The 17,268-nt window shown below is 64.4% G+C and carries 12 protein-coding genes; 8 read left to right on the top strand and 4 right to left on the bottom strand.

The features are described 5' to 3' along the window. Positions 1 to 292: 292 nt before the first annotated feature. From EP376_RS01420 to EP376_RS01410, 3 genes are all read right to left on the bottom strand, one after another. Positions 293 to 1,600: a TolC family protein gene (locus tag EP376_RS01420; protein ID WP_164744835.1), complete on the bottom strand. Its 1,308-nt coding sequence runs from the start codon at positions 1,598 to 1,600 to the stop codon at positions 293 to 295. Between the two features lie 110 nt (positions 1,601 to 1,710). Continuing rightward, a complete protein-coding gene (locus tag EP376_RS01415; protein WP_420837115.1) occupies positions 1,711 to 4,554 on the bottom strand; it encodes an Ig-like domain-containing protein in 2,844 nt (947 codons plus the stop codon). 103 nt (positions 4,555 to 4,657) lie between these two features. Next, positions 4,658 to 5,578, bottom strand: a complete 921-nt coding sequence (locus EP376_RS01410) for a YihY/virulence factor BrkB family protein (RefSeq protein WP_127653752.1) — start codon at positions 5,576 to 5,578, stop codon at positions 4,658 to 4,660. A 157-nt stretch (positions 5,579 to 5,735) separates the two neighbouring features. Between EP376_RS01410 and EP376_RS01405 the strand changes: the two genes are divergently transcribed. The 8 genes from EP376_RS01405 (at position 5,736) to EP376_RS01370 (ending at position 16,701) form a co-directional block, all read left to right on the top strand. Then, positions 5,736 to 6,788, top strand: coding sequence for a LacI family DNA-binding transcriptional regulator (locus EP376_RS01405; protein WP_127653751.1), 1,053 nt, complete (start codon positions 5,736 to 5,738; stop codon positions 6,786 to 6,788). A 123-nt stretch (positions 6,789 to 6,911) separates the two neighbouring features. Beyond that, positions 6,912 to 7,553, top strand: coding sequence for a nucleoside/nucleotide kinase family protein (locus tag EP376_RS01400; protein ID WP_127653750.1), 642 nt, complete (start codon positions 6,912 to 6,914; stop codon positions 7,551 to 7,553). A 38-nt stretch (positions 7,554 to 7,591) separates the two neighbouring features. After that, the gene (gene glgB / locus EP376_RS01395) at positions 7,592 to 9,787 is read left to right on the top strand and encodes a 1,4-alpha-glucan branching protein GlgB (protein WP_127653749.1); all 2,196 of its coding nucleotides are present in this window, start codon (positions 7,592 to 7,594) and stop codon (positions 9,785 to 9,787) included. 26 nt (positions 9,788 to 9,813) lie between these two features. Further along, on the top strand, positions 9,814 to 11,079 hold the full coding sequence (gene glgC / locus EP376_RS01390; protein ID WP_127653748.1) for a glucose-1-phosphate adenylyltransferase: 1,266 nt from the start codon (positions 9,814 to 9,816) through the stop codon (positions 11,077 to 11,079). A gap of 13 nt (positions 11,080 to 11,092) precedes the next feature. Continuing rightward, a complete protein-coding gene (glgA, locus tag EP376_RS01385; RefSeq protein ID WP_127654689.1) occupies positions 11,093 to 12,520 on the top strand; it encodes a glycogen synthase GlgA in 1,428 nt (475 codons plus the stop codon). After that, entirely contained in the window at positions 12,517 to 14,649 is a 2,133-nt protein-coding gene (gene glgX, locus EP376_RS01380; RefSeq protein ID WP_127653747.1) for a glycogen debranching protein GlgX, read from the top strand. The genes glgA and glgX overlap by 4 nt, the downstream gene beginning before the upstream one ends. Next, complete coding sequence (locus EP376_RS01375) at positions 14,646 to 16,277, top strand: alpha-D-glucose phosphate-specific phosphoglucomutase (protein ID WP_127653746.1); 1,632 nt, start codon at positions 14,646 to 14,648, stop codon at positions 16,275 to 16,277. The genes glgX and EP376_RS01375 overlap by 4 nt, the downstream gene beginning before the upstream one ends. Positions 16,278 to 16,371: 94 nt before the next feature. After that, on the top strand, positions 16,372 to 16,701 hold the full coding sequence (locus EP376_RS01370; protein ID WP_127653745.1) for a protein tyrosine phosphatase family protein: 330 nt from the start codon (positions 16,372 to 16,374) through the stop codon (positions 16,699 to 16,701). On the opposite strand, the gene EP376_RS01365 is transcribed toward EP376_RS01370, so the two are convergent. Beyond that, positions 16,702 to 17,268, bottom strand: a complete 567-nt coding sequence (locus tag EP376_RS01365) for a PqiC family protein (protein WP_127653744.1) — start codon at positions 17,266 to 17,268, stop codon at positions 16,702 to 16,704. It abuts the gene before it with no gap.

The raw sequence follows: 17,268 nt of genomic DNA, 5'->3' as shown, positions 1-17,268 counted from the left end.
GCCTGCTTGCCGTCGGATGGATCATCTTCGGGCGGGACGTCGGATGGCTCGTCGAGGGGAGCGTTTTCGGGGACGTCTTCGAGCGCGGGATCGATCGTGGTGTGGATGGCGGGGTCGGTTGGTGCGTTTTCCCGCGTCGGCGGGTCCGCGACGACGGGGCCGGGGCTGTTGGCCGCCACGACGTCAAGCGTCAGGCCCAGATCACGTTTGGGTTCTTCGGCCTCGACCTCTTCGATACGGCGCAGGCGTGCGCCTGTCGTGCGGGTGATGTCGAAGGCAAGGACAGGTCCGCTCACATCTTGTCTCCATCCACCAGAAGGCCCAGCCTTTCAGCGATGCCGAGTTCGGCGAGCACCATGTCATAGCGCAGGCCGACGGCTGCGCGATCGGCGCGGATCTTGGTCTCGAACACGCCGACGACCTCGCTCACGCCGCGTTGACCCGCGCGCTGCTGTTCCGCGAAAAGCTCGTAGTTTTGCGTGGCCTGATCGGCCAGCCGCACCGCTTCGGCGTGCTGGCGTCGCAGGCTTTGCAGCCGCCCCTCTAGCGCGGCGATGGCCCGGGCGGCGGCCTCGCGTTCGGCGCCGACGCGTGCGGCGGCGGCCTGTTCCTCGGCCTCGATGGCCCGCATATTCGCGCCGATCCCGAAGCCGATCCCGTCGGAGCCCGCGTTCACGGCAAGGTCACGTCCCTCCGTGCCGACCGATCCCCCGAGGCTTACCCCAGGCAACAGACCCGCCTGCGCGGCCTTTGCGCTGGCCACGGCACGCGCGCTTTCGGCGCGGGCGCGCATCACGCTCAGCGCTTCGGCCGTCAACGACGGCCTGCCCAGTGACGAAATCCCGGACAGGCCCGCGACCGGCACGGCGGCCATGGCCTGCAATTCGCGCATCGCCGAGGCGGCCGTTTCCCGATCAGAGGCCATGTCGGCGGCCATCTGGTTCAGTTTCTGTGTCACGACCTGAAGATCGGCCCGGTCGGAAATGCCCGCGTTCACGCGTTCGCGCATGACATAGGCAAAGTGGTTCATCCGCTCCATCGCCTGCGCGGTGACATCGGCGCGGGCGCTGGCAGCCTCGGCCTGCACATAGAGTTCCAGTGCCTGCATGACGCGGGCGTTGCTGTCCTCGGCCAGCGCGACGGCAGTGACCTCGACATCATGCTTGGCAAAGTCGCGCTCGGCCTTGCGGGCGCCATGATCGACAAGCGCCGCATTCAGAACGAGGTTCGCCACCACCGAGCCCAGAGACGTCAGGCTCACACTCGGGCCCAGCGTCGGCAACCAGTTGTAGCTTTCAGCCTCGGCGCGCAGCAGCGCGGCGCGCAGATCGGCCTCGGCGGCCCGGGTATTGGCGGCCATGACCGCATCGGCCACGTCGCGCAGAGGCCCCGGCTCAAGCACCGACCGGCGCACCAGAAGTGCCTCGATGATCGGTGAGGTGGTTCCGTCCTCCATTTCGGGGTCGAGCATGAAGGCCTGATCCGGCGCTGCCAGCCCCGCACCGGGTGTCCCGTCCGCACGGCCCACGCTGGCCTGATCGACCTGGTCGCATCCCGCGAGGCAAAGCGCCATGGCCAGGATTGCGGACAATCCTGTCATGTTGCGTGATCTTCCCGTTCCCGCTGTCACGAAGGGTCTCCCCTGCCCACTCGATACCCGCATCATGGGGTCGACGGGGCCGGTTTTCCCGGCCCTCGTCTCGCTGTGCATCAGGTGATGACGTTGATCGTCTCGTCGATGATCAGCGTCCCGCCATTGTCGCCCAGGTCGTAGTGGACATAGGTCTTGCCCGCGATCTCGGACGTCTCGGAGTTCGAGCTGGCGCCTTCGATCCGCACGGTGTCGTCTGCACCACCGTGAATGGTCAGCGTATTCGAATGCGCACACAGCGCCTCGAGATCGCTGGCCGACAGGGTCAGTTCGGCCTCTTCAGCGAATTGCAGATCGATCGCTTCGAGATCGAAGCCGTCATATCCGCTGTTGCTGACGTCGACGACATTGGTGCCCTGTTCTTCGAGAACGAAAAGCGTCGCTGTGGAGTTGCCGCTCTCATCGCTTGCGTTGATCACCAGCTGAGAGCCGTTCGGCACCGGGGCGTCGAAATCGAAGCTCAGCTCGTTGAAGGCCGTGTCGACCTCCTGATCATGCGCCACGTTCGTGACACCGCCATCGGCGGAGACCGCGAACAGGTCGACCTCTTCATCGGTCAGCGTCGTCGAGATGCTCCGCACACCTTCGCCGGCGCGGGTATAGCTTTCGACAAGCGGTGCCTCGGGCGGGTTGGTATCGACAAGGAAGGTGTCGGTGATCTGGTCGGTATTGCCATGGGCATCCGTGGCCGCGATCGTGACTTGCGCCTCGTATTCGCCCGCGGGGATTTCACCCGGAGCGAAGGTCACCGACCAGTTGCCGGAATTCGACACCGTGGCTTCGCGGGTCAGGCCCTCGAATGTGACAAAAACCGTAGAGCCCACTTCGACCGTACCGGTCAGCGTGATGCCGTCGCCCGCCTCTTCGCGGTTGACGATGTTGTCGCCCTCGACCGGATCGTTCGAGGTCAGTTCGTTGACATAGGTGTCAACCTCGACCTGGTGCGACACGCCCGCCACGTTGCCCGCGACGTCGGTCGCGGTCACGGTGATGTTCTGCATCGACTCGCCGGCCGGAATTTCCGATGCAGCGAAGCCCATCGACCATGTGCCATCCTGCGTCGCGACGGTGGTCCGGGTGATGCCCGCGAAGGTCACCGTCACGATGGCTCCGGCATCGGCCGTCCCGGTCAGAAGCGTGCCGTCAAGCGCCTCCTGGCCGTTGATGACGTCATTGCCCTCGACCGGCTGATCGATCGAGACGTCGATTTCCGTATCGACCTGGAACGTGTCGGTGATCGTCGCGGAGTTGCCGGCCGCATCGGTCGCGGACACGATCAGGTCGGCCTCGTATTCGCCGGGCGGCAAGGCGCCGGCCGGATAGGTCACCGTCCATGACCCGCCCGAGACTTCGGCCTCAAGCGTGACACCGGCCAGCGTTACCGTCACGCTCGAACCCGCCTCGACGGTGCCCGACAACGTGATGGTCTGGCCCTGTTCGACGTCATTGACGATGTCATCGGCCGTGACGGGACCGCTTGTCACCGACAGATCGTTGACGAAGGTATCGATATCGACCGTCCCAGATGTGGTGGCCACGTTGCCTGCCCCATCCGTCGCGGTCACGGTGATGTCTGCACCGTATTCACCCGAGGTGATCAGTTCGGCCTCGTAGGTCACCGACCAGTTGCCGTCTGCGTCGGCCGTCACGGTTGCCTCGAGCCCGCCGGCGTTGACGACGACAGTCGCGCCCGGCTCGGCAGTGCCGGTCAGGGTAACCCCTTGGCCTGCTTCGGCATTGTTGATGACATTGTCAGCCGTGATCGGCCCGTCGAGTGTAACCTCGTGGACGGTGTCCACGTCGAAACTTCCGTCCGTCGTGGCAGTGTTGCCAGCCTCGTCCGTCGCTGTGACCGTCACGTCCTGAACGTATTCACCCTGTGGCAGATCGCCCGGCGGGATCGTGACCGTCCATTCCTCGCCTTCGACATCGGCCTCGTAATCGGTGCCATTGATCGTCACGACGACGGTGGACCCTTCTTCGGTCGTCCCGGTCAGGACAACGCCTGCGGCCTCTTCCTCGGCGTTGACGACCCCATCGCCCCCGACCGCGTCTTCGTCGAAGGACACGACGGTGTCGTCATCCACCGGTGTGTCGTCATCGTCGTCGTCGTCGTCGCCACCGCCAGTGCTGTCGTCATCACCACCACCGGTCGTGTCGTCATCGCCGCCACCGGTCGTGTCATCCCCACCGCCGGTCGTGTCGCCGCCGCCACCGCCGGTCGTGTCATCCCCACCGCCGATCGTGTCGTCGCCGCCACCGCCGGTCGCGTCGTCGCCGCCGCCACCGCCGGTCACGTCGCCGTCACCGCCCGTTACATCGTCGTCACCCGCGTCGTCGGTGGGATCATCCGTAGTCGTATCTTCATCCGGTCGGGTCCCGTTGTCGTCGAGAACCGTACCGGCCGCCGCTGCCGCGGCACCACTGGCCAGAAGCGCAGGAACGACCGGGAAACCGGCGAGAAAGCCGGTGGCAAGCATGCCCGTTTCCGCCTCTGGCGCACCGGCCAGCAGGACAGGGCTGTCACCGAGGAAGTAGAGGTCCTCGTCCGGCCCCCATTTTCCGTAGACATCTGCTTCGGTGTAGGTCGAGAAATAGACGCCGCCCTGCCCCTCGACGAGGTTGACCTCGGTCAACCCGCCTCCGGTCGAGAGAAACAGGTCGTTCGCGGCGCGGCCATCGATACCGAAGAAGTTATCGATGACGATCACCTGACCGTCGACCAGCGTTATTTCCAGAGAGGTCCCACTTCGCCCGTAGGAAAGGATTTGTCCCTGATTCAGATTCAGGGAAATATTCGAACCGGGTTCAACCAGAAGAGGCTGACTGTTACCCGCACCACCTACAAACCCACGATTCAACCCGCCCGCACCATCGCGGACGACGAACTCTATCGTCGACATACCAACTACTCCGCCTCAAAAACCGTCGCGTTTAGCCGCGCGGCACGTTGTTTGACCTGACGTTAGCCACAAGACGGAGCGATTTCTACAGAAAAGTTGACGTCTACGTCTCCGCCCCGCGATGCGACGCCGGATCATCGGAGGTGTGAGTCCGTTTTGCATCACTTTCGTTGGCAGGCGGGTCAGAGGTTGCCCTGTTCAGGCCTGCCGAGGCCAGCTCGACATTCAGGACCGCACCGAAGAGCACGAGATAAGTGCTGATATAAAGCCACATCATCATTGCCACGACTGCGCCGATCGACCCGTATACCTCGTTGTAGCTGCCGAAATTCGACAGGTAGGCAGAGAACCCCATCGACGCGATCAGCCATGTAACGACAACGAATATCGAACCGGGCGTGATCCAGGCCGTTCGCTGATCGGCCCGGTTGGGACCGAACCGGTAGAGCAGGCCCAGCGCCGCCATCAGAATGAACAGCGCAGCCAGCCAGCGCACCGCCGACAACAACAGCCCCACGCCCACCGGCAGCGGCAGGAACGCCAAAAGGATCGGCGACACAACCACGACCAGAAGCGCGAGAACCGCGATCCCGATCAGACAGATCGTGAGCATCAGTGCCACGGCATAATGCCTCAGCCCGCTCCGGTTCCGGCCACCATGAATGACGTTCAGCCCGCGCATCAAGGCCGCCACCCCGGCGCGAGTGGACCATAGCGCAAGTCCCGTCGACAGCGCGGTTGCCCACCCAAGCGTCTCGCTGCGCGCGCCCAGAAGGCGCATCAACTGCGCATGGAACAGATTATACGCTTCGGCGGGTATGACATCCTGCATCAATTCCAGCTGCGTCTCGACGACGGCCGGATCCGCGACCAGCCCGAAGATCGCGATCAGCGCCGCCATCGCGGGAAAGATCGCGAACATGCCGAAGAAGGCGACACCGGCCGAAATCAGGGTCAGATTGGCGCGTTCCGCGGCAAGGTAGACCGACCAGAGCGCCTTTGCACCGCCGAAAAGACGCAGCATCGGACCGACCCTGCTCCGGGTGTCTTGCATGGGTTCCATACCCCTTCGATATGTGGCTTGCGGGCCATCTTCAACCGGATGGAGGTGTCGAAGCTTGCGAAAGCGGCGCAGAATGTGCAACCTGACACCAAAATGAGGCCCCCGGGAAAGGTCGGCCATGGCAGACGGAGCAGTCGGCGCCACGCGTCGAAAGAGGCAAGGCACCTCGAATGGAAAGACGACCTTGCGCGAGGTCGCGGAGCACGCGGGCGTATCGCCGGCGGCGGTATCGCGCGCCTTCACGCCCGGCTCGCCGATCTCGGACGCGCTGCGCGCCCGCGTGATCGAGGCGGCCGAAGGCCTCGGTTATCGCCCGAACCGCATGGCCGCGGGGCTGGCCGGCGGCAGAAGCGGGCTCGTGGGTATCGTGGCGGATGGCTTCGCGGACCCGGGCCTCCTTGACCTGCTCGATCATGCGACCCGCGCGATGAAGGGCCATGGGCTGATCCCGATCCTGTTGAATTCCGAAGGTCAGGAAAGCTTCGAGGACATCCAGCGCATCGTGCACGATTACGGGATCGAAGCGCTGCTTCTGCTGTCGCCCGGCCTGTCGCGACGGTTCGTGCAGGGCGTCCAGAAATCTGGCATCCGCTATGCCCATGCCTTCGAGGCCCACAGCGCCGACCCGGCCGCCGCACAGGCGGGCGTGCGCGACATACTGGCCGCGCGGCTGGCCGCCGCGACATTCGCAGAGCGCGGCTATGTCGCCCCCGCGATGATCGCCGGGCCAGAAGGAACACGTCATTTCCGGGAACCCGCGAACGGGTTCACCACAACGCTCGACCGGCTGGGCCTCCCGAACCGGGTGGTTCATGCCGAAAGCTGGTCCCCGGACGCCGGCGCCCGCGCCATGGCGGGCCTTCTGGCCCAAGGGGCCTGCGACGCGGTGTTCTGCGCATCCGACACGCTGGCCATCGGAGCCCTTGGAGCGGTTCGCGCCGCGGGCCGCGCGGTGCCCGAAGACATCGGGCTGATCGGATATGACGACCTGGCGGCGTCGGCCTGGCCGGAGATCGACCTGTCGACCATCGCGTTCCCGAGGGCCGAGATCGCGCGCTACTGCGTCGATTTTCTGGCGCGGCTGCGCGACGACCCCTCCCTCAAGCCCGAAGCTTTCGTCGCGGAGCCCCTGCTCGTCGAGCGATCGACGTTGCGGTCGGCACGGGTCTGACCCGACGCTAAAGCCCTTTCGCCCTTTTCAGTTATCGCTATCATCGCTTACAGACAGGGTTGAACTGACCGTGCGGCCCCGACCGTTTCGTGTCACGCGTTACAGGAAGACAGCTGACAGAACATGCGAGATATCACCGAACACGTGAACCTTCTGGCGGACCCGATCCACGAGATGCGCACCGGTAGAGACCGGATCATCGTCGGCCTCGCCGGCGCCCCCGGCAGCGGGAAATCGACGCTGGCCAGTGAACTCGCCAGACGGTTGAACGGTCAGAAATGTCCGGCCATGGTTGTTCCCATGGACGGGTTCCACCTCGATAACGCCATTCTTCAGGACCGTGGCCTTCTCAACCGCAAGGGGGCCCCCGAAACCTTTGATGTCGAGGGCTTCATCCTCGCGGTGCAGCGCCTGAAATCGGGGCGGGAGGTCGTTCTGCCGATCTTTGATCGTCAGCGGGACATCTCGATCGCGGGGGCGCTTTCGGTGCCGCCCGATTGTCCGGTCGTGATCGTCGAAGGCAATTACCTGCTTTACGACAGGGCGCCCTGGACTGAACTTGCGGCGTGCTGGGACCTGTCGGCCCGCCTTCATGTCCCGATGCCGGAAATCCGGTCGAGGCTGATACAACGCTGGCTGAATCACGGCCTGTCGCGGGCCGCCGCGACCCGCCGCGCCGAAAAGAACGATATCCCCAATGCCCAGTCGATCATCGGCCATGCATTGCCCGCCGATCTGACGCTCGAGACATTCCGGGTCGCCTGACGGCCCCCGCTGCCGCCCCTTGAAGGAAAGGCCAGATCATGAGCACGTCCCCTGCCCCGCCGCCAATCCCGGACGACGATGTCAGGCGACTTCTGACCGCGAGCCATGATGACCCCTTCGCCGTGCTCGGGCCACATCGCCACGGGCGCAGCAGGTGGGTCACGGCGATCGATCCCGGTGCGCATGCGCTTGCCGCCGTGGTCGACGGGCGCAAACATGATCTGCCCCGGCTCATGGACGCCCTGTTCTGCGGCAAGGTTCCGGGGACCAAACCCTACCATCTGCGCGGCACCGGCGCGGATGGCCAAAGCTGGGACTATGAAGATGCCTACCGCTTCGGACCGGTCCTGTCGGCGGATGACGAATACCTGATCGCCGAGGGCACACATGAACGCCTGTGGGAGGCTCTCGGCGCCCATGTCATGGAAATCGACGGCATCCGTGGCACGCATTTCGCGGTCTGGGCACCGGCGGCGCGTCGTGTCTCGGTCGTGGGCGATTTCAATGCCTGGGATGGGCGTCGCCACCCGATGCGCCGGCGCGGCACCTCTGGCATCTGGGAGATTTTCGTCCCCGGCGCAGGGGATGGCGCGCCCTACAAATACGAGATCATGGGCAATGACGGCGTGGTGCAACCTCTCAAGGCCGATCCGGTGGCCTTCCGCGCCCAGCACCCGCCCGAGACCGCAAGCGTCGTCGCCGATATCTCGGGCTATGGCTGGAAGGATGCCGGGTGGATGTCGGCGCGCGATGCCCGCAACCGCCGCGACCAGCCGATTTCGGTCTACGAGGTGCATCTGGGATCATGGCGCAGGCGCCATCAGGAGGGCGGGCGGCCCCTGTCCTACAGGGAACTGGCCGAAGAGCTGGTCGAATATGCCTGCGACATGGGCTTTACCCATCTGGAATTCCTGCCGGTGTCGGAATTTCCGTTCGACGGGTCGTGGGGCTATCAGCCGATCGGACTTTATGCGCCGACGATCCGCTTCGGCCCGCCGCATGAATTCCGCGATCTGGTCGATGCCGCCCACCGGGCCGGTCTTGGCGTGATCCTCGACTGGGTGCCGGGACATTTTCCGACCGACGAACATGGTCTGGGCCGGTTCGATGGCACCGCGCTTTACGAATATCCCGACCCGCGCGAAGGGTTCCACAACGACTGGAACACGCTGATCTACAATTACGGGCGGACCGAGGTTCAGAATTTCCTCGTCGCCAACGCGCTTTACTGGCTGGAGGAATACCACATCGACGGGCTGCGCGTGGATGCGGTGGCCTCGATGCTCTATCGCGACTATTCGCGCGCGGACGGGGAATGGGTGCCCAACCGCGATGGCGGACGCGAGAATTACGAGGCAATCGCCTTTCTTCAGCGGATGAACCGGCTGGCCTATGGCAAGAATCCCGGGATCATGACCGTGGCCGAGGAATCCACCTCGTTTCCGGGCGTGTCATCCCCCGTCGATGCCGGGGGGCTGGGCTTTGGCTACAAGTGGAACATGGGCTGGATGAACGACACGCTCGATTACATCGAGCGGGAACCGGTCTACCGAAAATATCACCACCACCAGATGACCTTCGGCATCGATTATGCCTTTTCCGAGAATTTCATCCTGCCGATCAGCCATGACGAGGTCGTGCACGGCAAGGGGTCGATGCTGGCCAAGATGCCCGGCGACGAATGGCAGAAATTTGCAAATCTGAGGGCCTATTATGGGTTCATGTGGGGTCATCCGGGCAAGAAACTGCTATTCATGGGCTGCGAATTCGCCCAGCCCGAGGAATGGAACCACGACGATGACATCAACTGGGACGCGGCGCAGCGCCCGCCCCACCGTGGCGTCCAGACACTGATCCGCGATCTCAACCGGCTGTATCGCGACACGCCCGCGCTTCATGCCCGGGATTGCGAGCCGTCGGGGTTCGGCTGGATCGAAGGCGGCGATGCGGAACATTCCATGCTGAGTTTCGCCCGCTTCGGCGCCGAGGGCGATCCGCCCTGCGTCGTGGTCTGCAATTTCACGCCCGTCGAACGGCACGGCTACCGCGTGGGCTTGCCGAAGGGTGGATATTGGCGCGAAGTGCTCAACACGGACAGCGATGCCTATGGCGGCGCGAACCGTGGCAATCTGGGCGGCGTGGATGCGGAGGAGCATCCGTACCAGGGGCAGCCCTGTTCGGCGGAAATGACGGTCCCGCCACTGACGACCCTCATCTTCGAGGCCGTATCATGACCGGAGACACCAAAGGGAGGACGACGATGCAGCAGAGCAGACGACTGACGAACAGGTCGATGGCCTTTGTTCTGGCCGGTGGCCGTGGGTCCCGGTTGAAAGAGCTGACGGACCGACGGGTGAAACCGGCAGTCTATTTCGGCGGCAAGGCGCGGATCATCGATTTCGCCCTGTCGAACGCGATGAACAGCGGTATCCGCAAGATGGCGATCGCCACCCAATACAAGGCGCATTCGCTGATCCGCCATTGTCAGCGGGGCTGGAGCTTCTTCCGCGCCGAACGCAACGAATTCCTCGATATCCTGCCTGCCTCGCAGCGCGGCGGCGACGAAACATGGTATCAGGGCACCGCCGATGCGGTGACCCAGAACATCGATATCGTCGACAGCTATGACGTGGATTACGTCGTGATCCTCGCGGGCGATCATATCTACAAGATGGATTACGAGATCATGCTGCGCCAGCATGTCGAATCCGGCGCCGACGTGACGATCGGATGCCTGACCGTGCCCCGGATGGAAGCAACCGCCTTTGGCGTCATGCATGTCGATCAGGGCGACCGGATCACGCAATTCCTTGAAAAACCGGCCGATCCGCCGGGCATTCCCGGCGACGAGGACAGGGCGTTGGCCTCGATGGGCATCTATGTCTTCAGCTGGCCGTTCCTGCGGGACCTGTTGCAGCGGGACGCCGAGAATCCGAATTCGAGCCATGATTTCGGCAACGATCTGATCCCCGACATCGTGGCCAACGGCAAGGCGATGGCGCATCGGTTCGATACCTCCTGTGTCCGCAGCGATCCGCAGGCGCCGGCCTACTGGCGCGATGTCGGCACGGTCGATGCCTTCTGGCAGGCCAATATCGACCTGACGGATTTCACACCCGAGCTGGACCTCTGGGACAGCAACTGGCCGATCTGGACCTATTCCGAAAGCGTCCCGCCCGCGAAATTCATCCACGATGAAAAGGACCGGCGCGGTGTCGCGATCTCGTCGATGGTGTCGGGCGGCTGCATCATCTCGGGGACCGAAGTGCGCAATTCGCTGCTTTTCACGGAAGTGCACACCAATTCTTATGCGGTTCTCGATCAGGCTGTCGTAATGCCCTACGTCACCGTCAATCGCTCTGCCCGGCTGCGCCGCGTGGTGATAGACCGGGGCGTCATCATCCCCGAGGGCCTTGTCGTGGGCGAGGATCCCGCCGAAGACGCGAAGTGGTTCCGGGTGACGGAAAAGGGCGTGACCTTGATCACGCAGAATATGCTCGATGCCCGGGCGGCAAAACTGGAGTGAGATCACCAAGACGATGATCAGGGTTTTATCAGTTGCCTCGGAATGCGCGCCGCTCGTCAAGACGGGCGGGCTTGCCGATGTGGTGGGCGCGCTTCCCGCCGCCTTGGCCCCCGCAGGGGCCGAGATGCGTGTGTTGTTGCCCGGTTACCCCGCCGTTCTTTCCGCCCTCGAGGACGGGAAAGTAGCCTTCGAGGAGCCCGACCTTTTCGGCGGGGCGGCCCGTATTCTGACGGGTCATGCCGCCGGTCTGAGCCTATATGCCATCGACGCGCCGCACCTGTTTGACCGGGGCGGTTCGATCTATCTCGACACGTCGGGACGGGACTGGCCCGACAATCCCGAACGTTTCGCCGCGCTCAGTTGGATCGGGGCGCGGATCGGCATGGGGGCCGACCCGGGCTGGACCCCGCAAATCCTGCATTGCCACGACTGGCAGGCGGGCTTCGTTCCCGATTACGTCGCTGCCATGGACGGGCCGAAACCCGCCACGGTTCTGACGGTGCACAACATCGCGTTTCACGGGCTGGCCGCTGAAAGCCTGATCCCCGAGCTGCGGCTCGATCCTGACCGGTTCGACCGGGACGGGTTCGAATTCTGGGGCAAGGTCTCGGCCCTGAAGGCCGGTCTGATGGCCGCCGACAAGCTGACCACGGTGTCGCCCACCTATGCGGAAGAGCTGATGACCGAGGATTTCGGCATGGGTCTTGACGGGGTGATGCGGTATCGGCGCGACGATCTATCGGGCATCCTGAACGGCATCGACGAAGATGTCTGGAACCCGGCGACGGACAGGCACATCAAGACGTTCAAGACCCCGCGCGGCAAGGCCGCCGCCAAAACGGCGCTGTGCCGCGAATTGGGGCTGGGCGAGGCGCAAGGCCCGCTCTGTGTTGTCGTGACCCGCCTGACAGAACAGAAAGGGATCGATCTCCTGCTCGAGTCGCTCCCGAACCTTCTGGCCCGCGGCGGGCAATTGGCCGTCCTCGGATCGGGCAACCCCACCTTCGAAGAGGCGCTCAGGACCACGGCGAACCACCCGTCGGTGGCCGTCAGGATCGGCTATGACGAGGCGCTGTCGCACCGGATGATTGCCGGCGGCGATGCGATCCTTGTGCCGTCGCGCTTCGAACCCTGCGGCCTGACCCAGCTTTACGGGCTGAGGTATGGCACGATTCCGCTGGTGGCGATGACGGGCGGGCTGGCCGATACGGTGATCAACGCCTCGCCCGCCGCAATGGCCGTGGGCGTGGCAACCGGCATCCAGTTCCAGCCGGTCACGGCCGACAGCCTGCGCGCCGCGTTCAACCGGCTTTGCGATCTGTATGCGGTGCCGGATGTCTGGCAAAGGATGCAGCGAAACGCGATGAAGCAGCCCGTGGGATGGGAAGGCTCTGCCGCCGCCTATGCGCAACTCTACGGGGAGCTGGCGCGCCCGGCATGACCAAACAGACATTCTCGGTTCAGCCCGGTCGCCCCGAACCGCTCGGCGCGACATTCGATGGCGATGGCGTGAATTTCGCCATCTTCTCGCAACATGCGACGCGGATCACGCTGTGCCTGTTCGATGAGAACGGTCAGGAAAACCTTCTGGTCAACATGCCGGAAAACAGTGGCCATGTCTGGCATTGCTACATCCCGGGCATTCGCCCCGGCCAGCAATACGGATACCGCGCCCACGGCCCCTACCGGCCCGATGAAGGGCACCGCTTCAACCCGCACAAACTCCTTCTCGACCCCTACGCCAAGCAGATCACCGGACATCCGATCTGGCACGAGGCGCTGATGGGCTATGACGTGCGCGCCAAGCATCTGGACCTGACGCTCGATACCCGCAACTCCGCCCCATACATGAGCCGCGCGATCGTGACAGACACGTCCTTCAGCTGGGGCGACGACGCGCCGCCGCGCCACCCGATGGAAGAGACGATCCTCTACGAGGCGCATCCCAAGGGCCTGACGGCGGGCCGGTCCGATATCGATCATGCCGGGACCTTTCTCGGCCTCGCGTCGGAGGAAATGCTCGATCACCTGACCTCGCTCGGTGTCACGGCGATCCAGCTGATGCCCGTCCACGCCTTTCTCGATGAACAACATTTGCTGACCAAGGGGCTCCGGAATTACTGGGGCTACATGACCATGGGCTTCTTCGCGCCCGAGCCCCGCTACATGTCCGGCACCGAGATCGCGGAGTTTCAGCATGTGGTCGCACGCCTGCATTCCGCCGGGATCGAGGTGATCCTGGATGTCGTCTATAACCATACCTGTGAAGGCAACCAACTGGGCCCGACGCTTAGTTTCCGGGGCCTCGACAATGCGAGCTATTACCGGCTCGCCGAAACGCCGCGCTATTACATCGACGATACCGGAACCGGCAATACGCTGAACCTTGACCACCCGATGGTCCTTAGGCTCGTCATGGATTCGCTGCGCTACTGGGTCGAGGTGATGCATGTCGACGGGTTCCGGTTCGACCTTTGCGCCGCCCTTGGCCGGACCGAAACCGGGTTCGATCGCCGTGCCCCGTTCTTTCAGGCGATCCGGCAGGACCCGGTGCTGGCCGGCGTCAAGATGTTCGCCGAACCGTGGGATACCGGCCCCGGCGGCTATCAGTTGGGCGCCTTCCCGCCCCCGTGGCACGAGCACAACGACAAGTTCCGCGATCAGGTCCGGGGCTTCTGGCGCGGCGACGACGATATGGCCCGCAGGCTTGCCCAGCGGGTCGCGGGATCGGCGCTGCGCTTCGATCACGATGGCCGGCCCGCGACCACATCGGTGAATTTCGTCACCGTCCACGACGGGTTCACGCTGATGGACCTTGTCAGCTATGACGCCAAGCACAACGAGGCCAACGGCGAGGACAATGCCGACGGCCACAATCACAACCTCAGCGACAACATGGGCGTCGAAGGCCCGACCGATGATCCTGGGATCAAGGCGGCCCGTGCCCGCAGGCGGCGCAACATCATGGCGACGCTGCTGCTGAGCCAGGGCACGCCGATGATCCTTGCGGGCGACGAACTGGGCAACAGCCAGTCGGGCAACAACAACGCCTATTGCCAGGACAACGAGATCGGCTGGATCGACTGGGGGCCGGACAACCGGGGCGCAGAGCCGGAATTTCTCGAATTCTGTCGCCGGATCATCAAGTTCCGCCGCGAACATCCGATCCTGCGCCAAAAGCGCTGGTTGCATTCGCGCAGCCGGTTTCTCGACGGTGTGCCGGATCTGTTCTGGCGCCGCCCCGACGGTGGCCTGATGACGGATGCCGACTGGTCGGATGGCAGCCTGAGCCATGTCATCGCCGAATTGCGCACTGCCTCCGGCACGCCGGAATATGCAGCCCTCGAATATGCGATCTTTCTGGTGTTCAATGGAGGGGACGATCTGACGGTCACCCTGCCCGAGCCCGGAGGTCGCCGGGTCTGGGTGCGCCACGTCGACACCGCCGCCCCCGAGGCTGGGCCCGATGTCGTCGGTGGCACGATCGAGGTCGCTGGCAACAGCGTCGTGGCCCTCGTGCAGGAGGCGCGGGAGCAGGGCGGCCAATCGGAAGATGGAGGAACGACATGACGATGCGGACAATCGGCACCAGCCCCATCGCGGGGCAGAAACCGGGCACCAGCGGCCTGCGCAAGAAAACCCGCGTCTTCATGGAGCCGGGATTTCTGGAGAACTACGTCCAGTCCATCTTTGACGGGATCGGAGGCGTCGCGGGCAAGACGCTCGTTCTGGGCGGCGACGGGCGGTATTTCAACGAACGGGCCAGCCAGATCATCCTCAAGATGGCGGCCGCCAATGGTGCTGCGCGGGTGATCGTCGGACAGAACGCGCTCTTGTCGACGCCTGCCGCGTCGAACCTGATCCGCAAGCGCGCGACGGATGGCGGCCTGATCCTTTCGGCCAGCCACAACCCCGGCGGACCGGACGAGGATTTCGGCCTGAAATACAACACGCCCAACGGCGGCCCTGCCCCCGAAGGTGTGACGGACCGGGTCTTCGAAGCCACCACGGCGATCCGCGAATATCACATCCTCGAGACCGATGACGCCGACCTGTCGGCCATCGGCACCGCCAAGATGGAGGCGATGGAGATCGAGGTCGTCGACCCCGTGGCCGACTACGCCGAACTGATGGAAGAGCTTTTTGATTTCGACGCCATCGCTGATTGGTTCGCCTCCGGTCACACGATCCGGTTCGACGCCATGCATGCGGTGACCGGCCCCTATGCCAAGGCGATCATCGAAGATCGTCTGGGCGCGGCCAAGGGCTCTGTGGTCAATGCGGTACCGTCAAAGAATTTCGGCGGCGGCCATCCCGATCCGAACCCGATCTGGGCCAAGCCGCTCGTCCATCACATGATGGGTGCGGATGCGCCCGATTTCGGCGCCGCCTCCGACGGGGACGGCGATCGCAACATGATCCTCGGCCGGGGCATCTATATCACCCCGTCCGACAGCCTCGCGCTGTTGGCCGCGCACGCGCATCTGGCGCCGGCCTATGCGGGCGGGCTCAAGGGCGTGGCCCGCTCCATGCCCACCTCGGCGGCCGTCGACAGGGTGGCCGAGGCCCTGGGCATCGAATGCTTCGAGACGCCGACGGGATGGAAATTCTTCGGCAACCTGCTCGACGCCGGGCGCGCGACGCTGTGCGGCGAGGAAAGCGCCGGCACCGGGTCCGATCACGTGCGCGAGAAAGACGGGCTCTGGGCCGTTCTTCTGTGGCTCAATATCCTTGCCAGTACCGGCCAGTCGGTTTCCGACCTGATGCAGGCCCATTGGGCGCGGTTCGGGCGCAACTATTATTCCCGCCACGATTACGAGGATGTCGAGGCCGATGTCGCCAACGCGATCTTCGACGATCTGCGCGGGCAGCTGGGCACCCTGCCCGGCCAGACGGCCGCAGGACTGACGATCACCACGGCCGACGAATTCGCCTATGATGATCCGGTCGACGGGTCCCGTTCGACGGGTCAAGGCATCCGGATCGGGTTCGAAGGTGGCGGTCGGGCCGTGTTCCGGCTGTCGGGCACGGGCACGGTCGGGGCCACGATCCGCATCTACCTTGAACGACTGGAAACCGACCCGGATCGCATGAACGCCGATCCGCAGGATGCGCTGGCCGATATCATCGCCGCGGCAGAGGCCGTGTCGGGTGCGCGCGCGAGGTCCGGACGGCAGGGCCCCAACGTTGTTACGTGATCCCTCTTTCCCGGTGCGGCATTAGCCCCCATATTGGCGCGATCCGGGCCAAGAGACCCGCGAAGAATGCAACCAGAACAAACGGAATACCAAAATGTCCTTCAAAGCCGTTAGCGACAAGGTCGCCGTCAGCCCGCAGATCAGCCTCTCGGTCCTTGACGAGTTGAAAGCCGAAGGCTTCACGACCGTCATCTCGAACCGCCCCGACAACGAAGAGCCCGGCCAGCCGTCATTCGCGGATGTGAAAGCCGCGGCAGAGGCCGCGGGCCTCGAAGCGCATCACATACCGATCCGCCCCGGTCAGGCCACGCCCGCAGATGTCGCCGCATTCGGCAAGGCCATCGATGACGCGGGCGGCAAGGTTCTGGCCTTCTGCAAATCGGGCGGACGGTCGCAAAGCCTGTTCGAAGCCAGCCGCCGCTGATCAGCGCAGGCCGTCGCGGGCGATGCGGGTGGCAAGCTGTGCCATCGCCTGCCCGCGCGCGGCGGCAATCTCGCGCGGCCCGGCATCGGGCGCCAGCGGAATGCTGATCGCGAAGTCGATGGCCCGGTCCCGGCCGACACCATCGAGTGTGGCGATGAACGCCTGCCCCGAGAGGCGAAACGCGCCAAGCCGGCTTGCGATGAATTCATCGACGCGCAATTCGACCCGAACCTGCGGATAGCTGTCGAACGGCCACGGCTCGGACGCGACCTGTGCCCCTGTCACGGCGGCCAGCGCCCGGGTCAGTTCCTGCGTCGAGGCGCGCGACGGATCGTCGGCCCACAGCAGGGCCGAGGAGCTGGTCAGTGCGCCCTCCTCGGTTTCGACGAAGATTTCCTCGAGCTGGGCATAGGTCGGCAAGATGATCTCGCGCACCTCGACCGAGCGGTAGGAGATCGCCACGCTCTCTTCGGGCGGGACCGCGGGCACGGCATAGCGCAGGGCCGGATCGGTGCTGCATGCAGCCAGGGCCGCAAAGGCAATTGTCGGGAAAATCAGCCGTTTCAT

Source organism: Alexandriicola marinus (genome assembly GCF_004000435.1).
GTDB classification, from domain to species: Bacteria; Pseudomonadota; Alphaproteobacteria; order Rhodobacterales; family Rhodobacteraceae; genus Alexandriicola; species Alexandriicola marinus.
The sequence above is the reverse complement of the archived record's forward strand: the minus strand, read 5'-3'. Positions and strand labels throughout refer to the sequence as shown.